Genomic DNA, 13,976 nt, shown 5'->3' on the forward strand with positions numbered 1-13,976 from the left:
TATTGGTATGCCGGCGCCCCTCAAGGGCGTTGCTGTGCGAGATTTGAGTATCCCCGTCGTGTTTGAAGGGGGCAGTCAAATCTCTGCCAGAGCGCCGACGAAAAATCAGCTAACTGAGCGCGCAGGGCGGCCAGGTCGCTGAGTGCTGGTAGCTTTGGTCGCTACCGGTGCCTCGGAGGGCGCCAATACTGGGCGCCCTAAAATCAGGTCAGCAGCCCGCTCCGCCACCATAATGGTGGGCGCATTCAGGTTGCCGTTGGGAATGGTCGGAAAGATGGAGGAATCTACAACTCTCAAGCCCTGCAATCCGTGTACACGGGTTTCCGGGTCTACCACTGCCATTGCATCAGTTCCCATCTTGCAGGAGCAGGATGGGTGGTATGCACTCTCGACGGATTCCCGTACGAAAGCGTCAATTTGTTCATCAGTCTGGATATCGGTGCCGGGCTGGATTTCATCGCCCCGGTACTCGTCGAAAGCCGGCTGATTGATAATCTCGCGAGTTAGTCGCACACAAGCACGGAAACCCTCAATATCCTCTTTCTCCTGTAAATAATTAAACAGGATGGAAGGGGATTGCTTGGGATCACTGCTCACCACTTTGACTCTGCCGCGACTCTTGGGCTTGTTGTGCCCGATATGCACCTGGAAGCCGTGGCCGTCGAAAGCTTCGCGGCCGTCATAGCGCATGGCTGCTGGCAGGAAGTGATATTGCAGGTCCGGCCACTCCACATTTTCTTTGGAGCGAATAAAACCGCATGACTCGAAATGGTTGGTGGCTCCGAGACCATCCTTCTTCAGTATCCAACGAGCGCCGATCAGGAATTTATTCCACGGATCGAGCTTGCCATTCAGGGAAATCGGTTGGTTGCAGCGGAACTGGAAATAGAACTCCAGGTGGTCCTGCAAGTTTTGGCCGACGCCGGGGAGTTCGTGTTGGAGTTCGATACCAGCTTCTGCCAGTGTGTCGGGATCTCCGATTCCGGAGAGCTGAAGAAGGTGAGGGGAGCCGATGGGACCTGCGCTGAGGATGACTTCCTGCCGCGCCTTGAATTCCAGGATCTTTCCCTTGCGTTCAAGTTTGATTCCGACTGCCCGTTTACCTTCCAGAATCACCTTATGCACAGTGGCGTGGGTCAATACCGTCAAATTGGGGCGCTGCATTGCCGGCTTCAGGTAAGCGTTGGCGGTAGACCAGCGCTTACCATCTTTTACCGTCATATGCATGGGGCCAAAGCCCTCTTGCTGCTCACCATTGTAATCTGCGGTGTAGTCGTAGCCAGCTTCTTTGCCAGCTTCGATAAAGGCTCCATAAAGGGGGTTGGCCATTTCATTGCCGTTATTGACCCCCAGAGGACCTTCGTCGCCACGGTAATCGTCACCGCCGAAAGCCCAGGTCTCAGAGCGTTTGAAGTAGGGTAGGCAGTGCGCATAGTCCCAGCCTTCGGCGCCGTGCTGTGCCCACTCATCAAAGTCTTTGGCGTGCCCGCGCACGTAAACCATCCCGTTAATCGAGGATGAACCCCCGAGCACCTTGCCTCTGGGGCAATGCATGCTGCGGTTGTCCAGGTAAGGCTCTGGCTCGGTCATAAACTGCCAGGCGTACTTCTCAGTATTCATGGGGATGGACAGCGCGGTGGGCATCTGGATAAAGATGCTGCGATCGCTGCCTCCTGTCTCTACCAGGAGGACTTTTTTATCTTCCTGGGCAGACAGGCGGTTGGCCAGAACGCAACCGGCAGAGCCGGCGCCGACAATGATGTAGTCAAACTCACTCATACAGGGTACCGCTTAAAATGGACTTTCCAGTGGTGCCAGGCCCACATACACCGCTTTTAGCTGGGTATAGTGCTTCAGGGTCGCAAGTCCATTTTCGCGTCCGATTCCGGATAACTTGTATCCGCCCACCGGCATTTCTGCCGGGGAAGCGCCGTAGGCATTAATCCAGCAGATACCCGCTTGCATCTGGTGGATCACACGGTGGGCGCGAGTGATATCACGGGTAAATACGCCGGCGGCCAAGCCCAATCGGGTATCGTTAGCGCGGCGGATCACTTCGTCTTCATCATCAAAAACCAGTACCGACATTACCGGGCCGAAGATCTCTTCGCGGCAGATGGTCATATCGTCATGACAGTCGGTGAATACGGTGGGAGCAACGAAGTAACCGTTAGGTGAATTTTCTGGTGAAAGGGTGTGACCGCCGCAGAACAGGGTCGCGCCTTCCTCTTTACCCTTGCTGATGTAGTCCATTACCAGTTGCTGGTGCTTGGCAGAAATCAGGGCGCCGAAGTTGGTGTCCGGATTCATCGGATCACCGGCAATAATATTTTGCTCAACACGGTCTTTCAGACGAGCGAGGAACTGATCGTGGATGCTGCGGTGTACAAATACCCGGGTACCGTTGGTGCAGATTTCGCCCTGGGTGTAGAAGTTGCCCAGCATGGCAGCAGAAACGGCTTGCTCCAGGTCGGCATCATCAAAGATCACCAGCGGGGACTTGCCACCCAGCTCCATGGTAACTTCTTTCAGGTTGGAAGCTGCTGCGGCCATCACTTTCTTGCCGGTACCCACTTCGCCGGTAAAGGAAACCTTGGCGATATCCGGGTGGTTAGTCAGCCAGGCACCCACGGCGCCATCACCCTGGATTACGTTGAACACACCAGGAGGCATGCCCGCTTCAATAAAGATTTCAGCCAACTTCAAAGCACCTTTGGGGGTCTCTTCGGAAGGCTTGAAGATCATGGCGTTACCGCAGGCCAGGGCCGGGGCGGCTTTCCAGCAAGCGATTTGTAAGGGGTAGTTCCAGGCACCGATTCCGGCGCAGATGCCCAGGGGCTCGCGGCGGGTGTAGTAGAAGTCCTCACCGACTTGCTGCTGATTGCCTTCAATGCCTGCAGCCAGGCCGGCAAAGAATTCGATGGAGTCGGCCCCAGTCACTACGTCCACAACACTGGCTTCCTGCCAGGGCTTGCCGGTATCAGCCACTTCGATAGCTGCCAGTTCGTCGTTGCGCTCGCGCAACAGTGCTACTGCTTTCAGCAGGATGCGACTGCGCTCGACCGGCATCATCGCTGACCACTGGGCAAAACCGCGCTTGGCGCTCTCAATAGTTTCTGCCAGTACCTTTTCGTCGGCAACCTCAACCTGATAGCTGACTTCGTTGGTCGCCGGGTTATATACATCAAAGCACTCGCCGCTCTCATTCGACAGGTAGCGGCCGTCTACAAAATTCCGTTGTTTGTCCAGTGACATCTGTCTCTCCATACTGCTTTAACAGAGGGTCAGTCGGTTGTTCGTTGGCGATGGACTTGAAGGGCGCAATGGGCCGATCGTGAAGGTCCAGTCATCATAAAAAAGGGCCGGTCTGACGAAGACATTTGTCCCTAATCGTCAGATTCCAGCCCGGGCTCGATAGTCGTTTATCGAGCGATATGACACAAAATGTAACATATTTTTAATTTGAACTCTAATTGTTAGCACTCAATGCAACAAAGCTGGCGGATTCGTAGGAGGATTTATTTTTCAGCGACTACAGAGTTAATCCGTATTTTCAAGGGTTAAAAGTGGGCTGGGTTGGGCCAAAAATCTCATTTGAACTCTATAAAAAGCACTGTATGAATTTTGCTCAACCCGGCTATCTCGGGGTCAAGTCAGGTGCCCGAAAGGCGGGGACTTCGGGCGGCAGGAGATAGGATTTGTCGCTTTTGGGGGAGGAGGCTCTAGCTGGTGAAGGTCTGGCAGGTGGGGAGGCACTACCTCCCCAGAATTACGTTGAGTGAATTTAACTGTTTGCCTCGCGTAAAGTGGAGGTTTGGCGGTTCAGGCTGGCCAGATATAGCACTGCTAACCCAGCTGCAATACCCGGCAATCCCTCATAGATCACGCCGTGATACCCCAGTAGCCGCCAGGTAATCGCTGCTGTAAAGCCGATAATCACTGCTGCGATAGCGGTTGCCTGGGATGGCTTACCCCCAAAACACAATACCAGGAGTAGGGGGCCAAATGCGCTGGCAAGTCCCGACCAAGCAAAAATAACCAGGCTGAACACACTTTGGCTGTTGGCGAGCGCCAACAGCAATGCGCCGCCAGTTATCGCAACTGTGACAAGCTTGAGAAACCAGGTTTTTTCAATCTTGTGCGGAAGAATATCGTGGGTAATGGCTGCGGAGCAGCTGAGAAGCAGGGAGTCTGCGGTGGACATGGTTGCGGCAAAGATACCAGCCAGGATCAGCCCAACAAAAACAGGGGGCAACAAATCCATAGCCATGGTGGGAAGAGCAAGCTCCGCATCAAAGCTCCCTGTGTCAGCAATAAACACTCTGGATAGCAGGCCGACCCCGGTGGCCATACAATAGAAAAGGATGAACCACAGATAGTACCAGGCCCTTGCCCGGTTCATCTTGCTGGAATCCTTCAGGGTCATAAATCGAACCATAACGTGGGGTTGTCCAATCACAGACAATCCAGCAAACCCCCAACTGATCACAAAGAGTATAACCCCGCCCCAGCCCGCAAAGGCGAGCCCCTCGGGAAACCAATGGGTAAAACCTTCAATAGCCTGCATTTGTATCGCCGCACTGGTGATGCCACCCAAGTTGGCAAGGGCGACGGCTAGAAGTGCTGCCATAGCCCCCATCATAACGATGGATTGGGCCGCATCAGTCCAAATGGACGCGCGGATGCCGCCAGCTAAACAATAGAGGCATACAAGCACAGCTCCAACTACAGCACCGGACCAGAGAGGCCAATCCAGCAGTACGTGCAGGGCTTTGCTGCCGGCAACCATTTGGGCAGAGGCATAAGTTAGTAAAAACAGCAGGGAAATGATGCCGATCAGGCGCTGCAGGGCTGAGTACTTCTGTCCGTGCCAGTTACTGAGAACACCTGCGTAGCTGACTTCACCACTTGAACTGGTAGCGGTCCTCAATCGCTTGTGTACATAGAGGGAAGCCAGAAAATCACCGGCAATCCACCCCACCATCAACCAGATTGAGGCCAACCCAGTGGTGTAGGTATAGCCGATAACCCCGATAAACATATAGCCGCTATTGTTCGTTGCCACGGCAGACAACCCCACCAGCCAGGGGGAGACACCACTGCTGGCAAGGTAATAGTCGGCTTTGGTTTGACGGCTGAACATCGCAGAAGAGAGGCCGACCAGAGTGAACAAAAGTAAAAAACCAAGAAATGAATAGATCATCGGCAATCCTAATATTTTTATCCCGTATTATTTTATGGGTTGGTCTTCAGAGGTTATCCGAATATTTCTAGCTCCCCTTGCCACCACTTTGCGGCGAGGGAGTATTGGCAATAACCTGGTCGAGTTCCTCAAATACTTCACTTTCCGCTAGAGGCTGTAAGGCACTATCAACCAGAATTTCATCGCGGTAGCTTTCCCGCCTTTTAATGGCTTCCGCCAGATAACGCAGCGCTTCATCAAATTGACCCATGGCAGTATGGGCGCATGCCAGTTGGTAGAAGGCATGGCTGTTATCTGGATCAATACCCAGGGCCTGGTGACAAAGATTGGCGGCCCACTGGGGTTCATTAAGCTCCAGCACTGCATCAGCTTTATAGGTAAGGGCTTCTACATCCTCGTGGCGGAGGCGCAAAATCTCGTCGTAAATGGCAATTTTATTGGCCACTGAGGATTCCTGTTGAGCGCGCAGCCACAGGGACTGTACTTCCTGGGTTAGCTCGATTTCCTCGCGGTTTTCTTCAATATGTTGTGTTTTCTGTTGAAGCTGCTTCTCTATAACTTCCAAGCGCTTTTCGTATTCCTGGACCAGCTTTGAGATCTCCTCATCGGCCAGGGAGTGTACCCGCTCTTTAATGTCCTGGAATGACCGCCAGCCAACTAAAACCAAAATTGAAGTGGCGGCGGCTATCAAGTAGAAAAAGTAGGTAACCGTATCGGTTGCGTAGGCTACGGCTCGATCGACAGAGTTGTGTTCACGATCGACAATTTGCTGAATCAATTCCTGCTTGGCATTAGCCTGATCGATTCGCAGCTGCTTAATTTCGTCGAGCATATAGCGCTCGACGAAGGGTGTGTATAAGGGCTTCTCAAGGGTGTCGACCTCGCTTTGCGCACTGTCTTTTTTCTTTTCTTCCGCTTCCTGGGAAATAGAGGTGGCGGAAGTAAATAAAAAGAGCAGGGCACAAAGGCTCAGGATGCGAGGCATATCGCCGTCCCGTGATTGTAAATTTCTACCAGTGCCTCGTGTAGTGTCCGAACGGCTGCGTCATAGTCTGGCTCGTTAACGATGAACTGCATATCCACATGACGCAGGGACTGGTGCATGGCGAGCACGCGGATATTGCTTTTGGACATCGACTGCACCGCTTTGGCCAGCACGCCGGGGATTTGCATATCGCTACCGATGGCTGAAACTATGGCGACTTTGCGCTGGTTCAGTTCGGCTTCGGGAAAATGCTCTTCCAATGCAGCCTGAATCCGCTTGATTGTTTTCAAGTTGGTGGAGAGGAAATGGGTAAGGGTATTGGCATTAGTGTTTTTGGAAATAATATGAGCTTTGAAGCGCTTGATCACCAGTAGCACTTCGCGATCATAATCGTGGATGCTGCCCGCCATATCCTGGTCAAACAATTCCAGGGCGTAAACCCCTTTACAGCCTGCAATAATTTCCACTCGTGGAGAGTCGCTGATGTAGTCACCAGTAATCAGGGTGCCGGCGTGTTCGGGCTCGAAGGTATTTTTCACCCTGAGAGGGATATTTTGTTGGCGCAGCCCCTTGGCGGCTTTGGGGTGAATCGCTTCCATCCCCAGGTTTGCCAGTTGGTCGGCCACATCGTAGTTGGTGCGGCCGATGGGCACTGCATTTCCCTCTCCCACCAGACGGGGATCTGCACTGCTCAGGTGAAACTCTTTGTGAATCACCGCCTCTTTTGCCCCGGTGAGGACGGCGAGACGACTGAAAGTCATCTCGCTATAGCCCCGATCAAACGAGATCAGCAGACCCTTATCGCTATGGGCATAGCCGGTAACAATAGGCAGCTGTTTGCTTAAGTCGATAGTGGCAAAGGCATCCCGGATACGCTCATCCAGGGGAATGTGCTTGTTGGTGCGCCAACCAGTCAGATCGACAAAGCAGGCATTTACACCATCCCGCTGCAACAGTTTTGAAGTGTTCCATGCGCTGTGGGCCTCACCGAGGCTGGCTAACATCTCCCTTACCGTGCCCAAGTGGGCGTCGAGGGAGAAGTGGCCGTGCTGACAAAGGCTTTGCAGGTCTCTCAGGCATTTTTTCGCGCTCTCCAGCCTTTCATCCAAAAACAGGTTCGCTTCCGCGAGAAGATCGCCATGCCCGAAAAGACGTTCGTTGATTTGCCGCAGTGCTGCCCGAAGCTCATCAAACTTAACCAGCCAGCTATCGTCCTCAATACTGCTGGAGAAGAGGGCATAGATACCTGGTTGACCACTTTTCTTGTGCTCTAGAAGCAAGTCAGTAATGCCGCCGTAGGCAGAGACTACAAAAACACGATTGTAGATCCCCTTGGAGTCACCTTTGATAATATTGTCCCGGACCGCTTCGTAGTCCGTCATAGAGGTGCCGCCAATTTTTTCTATCGTATGCATCGTCTCTTACTGGTCCTTCTTTCTCTTAAAAACTGGGTGAGTGCTTTGAATTGAGATTTGCTTCAGATAGTAGAAATTGATTTCCTCGCGCAGATGTATTCCGGCCTGGGAGGCAAGCCGCAAAACGGAGCCTCCACCTTGTTGCTCAGGGCATTAAAAACAAAAAACAAATTAGACCTCGGGTCGGGGCTGATATTGCTGCTGGAGCCATGCATTAAGTTACAGTCAAACACAACAATGCTTCCTGGCTTGCCTGTAACAGCTGATATTCCGCCATTGGATACCAGGGACCTCAAATGGCTATCTGAGGGAATACCAAGTTCTTGCTTTTTCAGTGAGCTGAGGTAGTTCCGTTTTGGTGTTTCCCCATCGCAAGCAATGTAATGGTGGTGGGACTTGGGAATCAGCATCAATGGGCCATTAAAATGATGATTCTCTGTTAAGGTAATGGAGATGCTGAGTGCCCGCATACGGGGCATGCCGTCCTCGACATGCCAGGTTTCAAAATCGGAGTGCCAATAAAAATCTTTCCCGCGAAAACCAGGTTTGTAGTTCGCGCGAGACTGATGGATATAAACCTCATCACCCAAAATACATTTCGCAATACTTGATAGCCGTTGATCCCTGGAAAGCCGGTTAAAAATTTGGCTGCTTTTGTGGATACGAAAGACTGAGCGCACTTCGTTACTTTCAGGCTCGGTGATAATTTCTTCCGACTTGTCAGTGTGTCTGCGCTGTTTAATCTCCGCCAGCTCTTGCGTAAAAAGGTTAATCTCCGCCTGGGAAAACATATTCTCCAGTACAACAAAGCCCTGTTCTGCATAGCGCTTGAGTTGCGATGGTGCCAGTGGGGAGAGGGACTGGCAGTCCCCATACACAATTGGATCTTTGCGCACCCTGGTACCACCCAGAAGGCCCGGTTTTCGGGAGGGGTAGCAATCTTCCCTGGTAACACTTGAGCTATCTGGAAGGTACTTCATGGATACTGCCCTATGACTGACTAATTATTCATCAATCTTGTCAGCCTCAAGTTCGTAGGCTCCCTCAGCATTGTGTACTTCCTTGCCATTCAAAGGGGGGTTAAATACACAGGCCATAGTCATTTCTTCAAAGGCTCTTAAAATGTGCCGGTCATGCTTATCGAGAATATAGATAGTTCCAGGTTCGATAGGGTGCTTCTTGCCATCCTCAAGAGTTTCTACCTCACCTCTGCCGGAAATGCAGTAAACCGCTTCCAAATGGTTTTGATAGTGCATTTGGAAATCAGCATCTGCATAAATAGTGGTGATATGGAAAGAAAAGCCCATTTCATCATCTTTAAGCAGGAGTCGGGTGCTCTCCCAGTTGCCATCCGGTGAAACAACCCGGCGGCCGGATTTTTTAGCTTCCTGTAAACTTCTGACAATCATTGGTATTTCGCTGTTTCGTGTGTGTTCGAGTCTGGCTGGTCAGCAATATTCTTAGTTTGCAGCCTGCACAGTTGGGTCTTTTACGTGAACCTTTTCAGAGGCCCTTAAAGTCTAGCAGGCTTCAAAAAAGACTCTTTCCTCAGGCATATCCCGCTCTCCGGCACAGACTTCCCGGATAGCGGATTCAATAATGTCGATCCCTTTTTTAAGGTTTTGATCAGTGATAATCAGTGGGCAAAGGAGCTTAACGATCTGGTCATCGGCTCCGCTGGTTTCAATAATCAGCCCCTGCTTGAATGCCAGTTTAGTGATCTTTCCTGCAAGTTCGCCGCTGATGCAGTCGATACCCTGAAACATCCCCCGGCCTTTGGTGGTGAAGTTACCCTCACCATACCGGCTGACAATTTCATTCAAACGCTCGGAAATGTATTTGCCCTTGCGTTTAATCTCCCGTGAGAAGTTTTCGTCAGACCAGTAATGATCGATAGCGGCTTTCGCAGTTACAAAAGCCAGATTGTTGCCACGGAAAGTGCCGTTGTGCTCACCGGGCTTCCACTGGTCCAGTTCTGGTTTCATTAGCACCAGCGCAAATGGCAGCCCATAGCCGCTGAGGGATTTGGATAGCGTAATGATATCGGGTTCGATACCGGCCTCTTCAAAGCTGAAAAAGTTGCCCGTGCGGCCGCAGCCAGCCTGGATATCATCGACAATAAAAAGTAAGCCGTGTTTTTTACAGACGGACTGAAGGTTTCTTAGCCACTCGATACTGGCCGCATTGATACCGCCTTCCCCTTGAACTGTCTCAACAATCACTGCTGCGGGGGAGTTAATGCCGCTGCTGGAATCTGAGAGCACTTTATCGAGGTATTCGGTGGTATCGATATTTTTGCCCAGGTAGTCGTCAAAGGGCATGCGGTGTGTACCATTGAGGCTGACACCGGCAGCATCCCTGTGATGCGAGTTGCCGGTGGCAGCCAGCGAGCCAAGGCTTACGCCATGGAAACCGTTGGTAAAGGTGACGATGTTCTGCTGCCCGGTTACATTGCGGGCAATTTTCATCGCAGCCTCTACCGCATTCGTCCCTGTCGGACCGGTAAACTGCACCACGTACTCCATATTCCGCGGCTTGAGAATTTTCTCATTCAGTACCTGTAGGAATTCACCCTTGGCCCTGGTGTGCATGTCGAGGCCGTGAGTAATTCCATCGGCCTCGATGTAATCTTGCAGTGCCTGCTTGAACAGCGGGTTGTTGTGCCCGTAGTTGAGCGTGCCGGCACCCGCCAGGAAATCCAGATACTGATTTCCCTCCTCATCCCACATCAGCTCGCCTTTTGCGCGATTGAAGACTCGCGGAAAGGAGCGGGCATAGCTTTGCACTTCTGATTCAATCTCATCAAAGATCTTCATGATTTTCTCTTTTATGGTGTTTCTTCGAGGGCGAAAGGCCCGATGCGGACAAGGGTTTCGGAGTCGTGCAGCCCATCAAAGTGGGCTTGAGAGTCCATCCAGGGTGAGGAGTGAAGATCGACCGATAATTTATCGGCGACACTGTGGAAGAGCGCCCAAGAGGGCAGGTTGTGTTCTGTAATGGTGGTCTCGATAAATCTGACCGAACCACAGTGAGGGCGCTCAAGGATGTGACTTATCATCCGGGAGGCCAGTCCAAGCCCCCGGGCTTTCTCGTCGACGGCCACCTGCCAGACAAAGAGGGTGTCTGTACGGTCGGGGATGATATACCCGGAAATAAAGCCCAGCAGCTCTCCATCAACCTCTGCGGCGACTGAGGTGTTGGCGAAATGGCTGCAGTGGAGGAGGTTGCAGTAGCTGGAGTTTGTATCCAGGGGAGGGCAACGCTTGATCAATCGGTAAGTGGCCATCCCATCTTCAATCAATGGACTGCGCAACAAAATATTTTCTGAGCTAGACAAAAAACCTTCCCAACCGACTAAATATTTTTTCACCTCTAAATATTTACCTGCACAAGTGTTGAGCAAATGGCGTAAATATAGCTTCTAAGAGGCATTTTTATGTCGGGTTACTAGTAAAAATGCTTTGAACGCTAAATATCGTACACAAATTAAATTCAAAGTCCAGGATGCTTGAGGCGAATCAAGTCACAATATTTGACCTAGAAATGCCTGGATATGTGGGATATACAGCCTATAGGCAGGTAAAAATAATATTTTGAGGTCTATAAATTTTTCTGTTGAGCATATCTGCTGAACGATCGCCTGGGTATAAAATAGACAGTTTTGTGGTGAAGCCTGGCGCTCTTGTGGGGGTGATGTTTCGCAGTCGAGTTATAAGCGCTTAGTGATTGAGGGGTAGGGCGATATAATTCCGGCAATCACCCTGACTCCATGATTGAGAGGTAACTTTGAACAGTATCGAACAAGTGCTAGTGGCCCTGCGGCGGGTAATAAGAGCCACGGACCTGCACTCCAAGCACCTGGCTAAAACCACCGGCTTAACCGCCCCGCAGGTGTTGTTGCTACAGGCTATTCGCAATAAGGGTGAAGTGACTATTGGCGAACTTGCAAATGAGGTTAGCCTGAGCCAGGCAACAGTAACCAATATTTTGGATCGCCTAGAGAAGAGGGGGTTTGTTTACCGCCAGCGCTCCCAAACCGATAAGCGCAAGGTGCACGCCTACCTCACGGAAGAGGCTACTGAAACGCTGCGCGACGCTCCCATCCCGCTTCAGGACCAGTTTGCTCGCCAGTTTGGCGATCTAAAAGACTGGGAGCAAAGCATGATTATTGCTTCACTACAGCGCGTTGCCCAAATGATGGACGCTCAGCATATCGATGCCTCCCCAGTACTGGATATCGGTGTTCTGGATCGCCAGGGTGCCTCAATGGATAAGCCCGCAACGGCACTGGGCTACAGTGACATCCCCGACTCCTCCGACAGAGATAAAAGTACTTAAGTAGCGACACCGGAGAAGAGGGGCTATGCACACATTTAGCGTGTATAACCCCCCTCTACAGCGGTAGAAATTTGTCTAAGCTTGCAGCAGCAAGCTCCCTGTAGCGATCGAGGCATTCTGTGTCGACCGGTTGAGCTTTCAGGCTACAAATTGTATCGATGGACATCCTTGTGATTGGTGCCGGTCCGACCGGATTGACTGCTGCAGTCGCCCTCACTTCCGTGGGGCTGAAGTGCCGTATTGTTGAGCGCAAAAACAGCCCCTCTGAACTCTCTCGCGCTGTTGGCATTATGCCAGCCACCATTGATACCCTTCGGGAGCTGGGCGCCGCAGCCCCCTTTCTTGCAGAGGCAATGCCCCTGAGGAAAATGCACATATTGCGCGATGAGAGAACCCTGGTTTATATCGACAACAGCGGGAATGAGTTTCGCGATAGGGTGCCTCTCGGGTTGCCGCAAAATCGGACCGAGGGAATCCTCAGGGACATTCTTGCCGAGAGGGGCGTCGAAGTTGAGTACGGGGTCTCAGTCACTAACATCACAACCACCCCAGACAAGGCGGCCGTCAATTTCTCAGACAATACCAGCGCCTCTTTTGATTGGGTGATTGCCGCAGACGGTATACAGTCCGCCGTGCGACAGCAGCTGAAAATACAGTACCCTGGCATTGATCTGCCCAATAAGTGGTCAATTGCGGATGTGGATTTGAGAGGAAGCTTCGATCCGGAAGAGATTGCCTTGGACCTGTACGGCGGGGAAGGTGAGTTCACCTTGGTACTCCCTATCGAACGGCGACGCGCTCGCATCGCATCATCAACCGAAGATGCCCTGGCAACCCTCAGGCTGCCGATAGAAATCGCCGACATCCGAAGGACAGCAGCCTTTAAAATCTCCATCCGACAGGCAGAAACTTACCGAAAGCACCGGGTGTTGTTGGCTGGAGACGCAGCCCATTGCCACTCTCCAGTGGGAGGGAAGGGGATGAATCTGGGCATGGCTGATGCCATAGCCGCAGCATCTGCTATCGCTAACGGTGCGGTCGATAGCTACTCTACCTCCCGGCATGAGGCAGGGGAGTCCGTGGTTAAGAAAACAGAGCTGGCGAGAAAGCTGATCTCCTCGAGCAATCCTTTGGCAAAATCGGCATTGTGGCTATCGGCCCACTGCATCGCCTCAGTGCCTCCGGTTCATCGCGCCTTTATGCGGCAGTGGACGGCGGTCTGAGTATCAATTTCGAGGGTGAGTTGAGGCAAAAGTGGACATAGGTGACAGGCTAGTGCTACTATTCGTCCGCCGGTTTAAAAGCCATTTTTTATTGCAGTTTACCTCGTAGTTTTAGTCATAATCCTTCGTTCGGTCTCGTTTAAAATAATACTTTTTGCCCGCACAACTCCATTCAATTGGAGCGCAATTGTTCAATCAAGGATATCTATTATGTCTAATACAGTTACTGGTACCGTTAAGTGGTTTGACGAAGGGAAAGGTTTTGGCTTCATCGCCCAGGAATCCGGTCCCGACGTTTTTGCTCACTTCAGCGCAATTTCCGGTGGCGGTTTTAAAACCTTGGCCGAAGGCCAGAAGGTAGAGTTTACCGTGACTCAGGGCGCTAAAGGCCCACAAGCAGAAAACATTGTCTGCCTGTAAACTTTAGGCTTCGCCCCCAATAAGGGGCGAGACCGTCCACTTCCCCAGCCAGGCAAGTGCTGGGGAGGTATCCCCCTTGGTACAACCTCTCTTTCTTTGTAGTGACAGCCGAGCTTTTTAGGTCTATCACGCATTTTCGAATCCCTCCCAGCTTTCTTAACTCGACGACAGATCTACCTGGATCAACTCAATCCAAATGAAGGGTGTAGTACCAATAAGGGTCGCCAGAGGGCAACTTTTTGCAAGAGCCTCTGAAGATTTGATAGGGTCATTTCTTGTCAAGCGCGATGGCCCCGACATTTTTAGATATGGCAGTAGCTGTCACAGGCAAGCTTCCCATAGGTGATCAGTAAGTGGGCAATCTTACACTTATTTACTTTCCGTTTACCCAG

12 protein-coding genes are annotated in these 13,976 nt (G+C 51.7%); 3 read left to right on the forward strand and 9 right to left on the reverse strand.

Annotation, left to right across the window (positions count from 1 at the left end):
• Positions 1-105: 105 nt before the first annotated feature.
• From betA to ectA, 9 genes are all read right to left on the reverse strand, one after another.
• Positions 106-1,779 carry a choline dehydrogenase gene (gene betA / locus ACJJI8_RS17515; RefSeq protein ID WP_444908328.1) on the reverse strand — a complete coding sequence of 558 codons (1,674 nt, stop codon included), beginning with the start codon at positions 1,777-1,779 and terminating at the stop codon, positions 106-108.
• A 12-nt stretch (positions 1,780-1,791) separates the two neighbouring features.
• Positions 1,792-3,255, reverse strand: coding sequence for a betaine-aldehyde dehydrogenase (gene betB / locus ACJJI8_RS17520; RefSeq protein ID WP_444908327.1), 1,464 nt, complete (start codon positions 3,253-3,255; stop codon positions 1,792-1,794).
• Positions 3,256-3,784: 529 nt separating this feature from the next.
• Entirely contained in the window at positions 3,785-5,203 is a 1,419-nt protein-coding gene (locus ACJJI8_RS17525; protein WP_444908326.1) for a sodium/proline symporter, read from the reverse strand.
• Positions 5,204-5,270: 67 nt separating this feature from the next.
• Positions 5,271-6,188: a TPR end-of-group domain-containing protein gene (locus ACJJI8_RS17530; protein WP_444908325.1), complete on the reverse strand. Its 918-nt coding sequence runs from the start codon at positions 6,186-6,188 to the stop codon at positions 5,271-5,273.
• Positions 6,173-7,603, reverse strand: coding sequence for an aspartate kinase (locus tag ACJJI8_RS17535; protein WP_444897279.1), 1,431 nt, complete (start codon positions 7,601-7,603; stop codon positions 6,173-6,175). Before ACJJI8_RS17535 ends, ACJJI8_RS17530 begins: the two co-directional genes overlap by 16 nt.
• Before the next feature lie 62 nt (positions 7,604-7,665).
• Positions 7,666-8,583 (reverse strand): ectoine hydroxylase, encoded by a 918-nt coding sequence (gene thpD, locus ACJJI8_RS17540; protein WP_444897280.1) that lies wholly within the window; start codon positions 8,581-8,583, stop codon positions 7,666-7,668.
• Between the two features lie 24 nt (positions 8,584-8,607).
• A complete protein-coding gene (locus tag ACJJI8_RS17545; RefSeq protein WP_444933171.1) occupies positions 8,608-9,012 on the reverse strand; it encodes an ectoine synthase in 405 nt (134 codons plus the stop codon).
• A gap of 111 nt (positions 9,013-9,123) precedes the next feature.
• Positions 9,124-10,419: a diaminobutyrate--2-oxoglutarate transaminase gene (ectB, locus tag ACJJI8_RS17550; RefSeq protein WP_444933172.1), complete on the reverse strand. Its 1,296-nt coding sequence runs from the start codon at positions 10,417-10,419 to the stop codon at positions 9,124-9,126.
• Between the two features lie 11 nt (positions 10,420-10,430).
• Positions 10,431-10,940: a diaminobutyrate acetyltransferase gene (gene ectA / locus ACJJI8_RS17555; RefSeq protein WP_444893869.1), complete on the reverse strand. Its 510-nt coding sequence runs from the start codon at positions 10,938-10,940 to the stop codon at positions 10,431-10,433.
• Positions 10,941-11,389: 449 nt separating this feature from the next.
• Here ectA and ACJJI8_RS17560 point away from each other — a divergent pair, with 449 nt between their 5' ends.
• From ACJJI8_RS17560 to ACJJI8_RS17570, 3 genes are all read left to right on the forward strand, one after another.
• A complete protein-coding gene (locus ACJJI8_RS17560) occupies positions 11,390-11,941 on the forward strand; it encodes a MarR family winged helix-turn-helix transcriptional regulator (RefSeq protein WP_444933173.1) in 552 nt (183 codons plus the stop codon).
• A gap of 158 nt (positions 11,942-12,099) precedes the next feature.
• Positions 12,100-13,164, forward strand: coding sequence for an FAD-dependent oxidoreductase (locus tag ACJJI8_RS17565; protein WP_444933174.1), 1,065 nt, complete (start codon positions 12,100-12,102; stop codon positions 13,162-13,164).
• Between the two features lie 210 nt (positions 13,165-13,374).
• A complete protein-coding gene (locus ACJJI8_RS17570) occupies positions 13,375-13,584 on the forward strand; it encodes a cold-shock protein (RefSeq protein WP_108733254.1) in 210 nt (69 codons plus the stop codon).
• Positions 13,585-13,976 lie beyond the last annotated feature (392 nt).

The sequence above is a fragment of the Microbulbifer maximicatervae (SeqCode) genome (genome assembly GCF_052467695.1).

Bases quoted from the DNA above. Each gene is read 5' to 3' on its own strand.
- betA (WP_444908328.1), bottom strand. From the start codon at position 1,779: ATGAGTGAGTTTGACTACATCATTGTCGGCGCCGGCTCTGCCGGTTGC.
- betB (WP_444908327.1), bottom strand. From the start codon at position 3,255: ATGTCACTGGACAAACAACGGAATTTTGTAGACGGCCGCTACCTGTCG.
- ACJJI8_RS17525 (WP_444908326.1), bottom strand. From the start codon at position 5,203: ATGATCTATTCATTTCTTGGTTTTTTACTTTTGTTCACTCTGGTCGGC.
- ACJJI8_RS17530 (WP_444908325.1), bottom strand. From the start codon at position 6,188: ATGCCTCGCATCCTGAGCCTTTGTGCCCTGCTCTTTTTATTTACTTCC.
- ACJJI8_RS17535 (WP_444897279.1), bottom strand. From the start codon at position 7,603: ATGCATACGATAGAAAAAATTGGCGGCACCTCTATGACGGACTACGAA.
- thpD (WP_444897280.1), bottom strand. From the start codon at position 8,583: ATGAAGTACCTTCCAGATAGCTCAAGTGTTACCAGGGAAGATTGCTAC.
- ACJJI8_RS17545 (WP_444933171.1), bottom strand. From the start codon at position 9,012: ATGATTGTCAGAAGTTTACAGGAAGCTAAAAAATCCGGCCGCCGGGTT.
- ectB (WP_444933172.1), bottom strand. From the start codon at position 10,419: ATGAAGATCTTTGATGAGATTGAATCAGAAGTGCAAAGCTATGCCCGC.
- ACJJI8_RS17565 (WP_444933174.1), top strand. From the start codon at position 12,100: ATGGACATCCTTGTGATTGGTGCCGGTCCGACCGGATTGACTGCTGCA.
- ACJJI8_RS17570 (WP_108733254.1), top strand. From the start codon at position 13,375: ATGTCTAATACAGTTACTGGTACCGTTAAGTGGTTTGACGAAGGGAAA.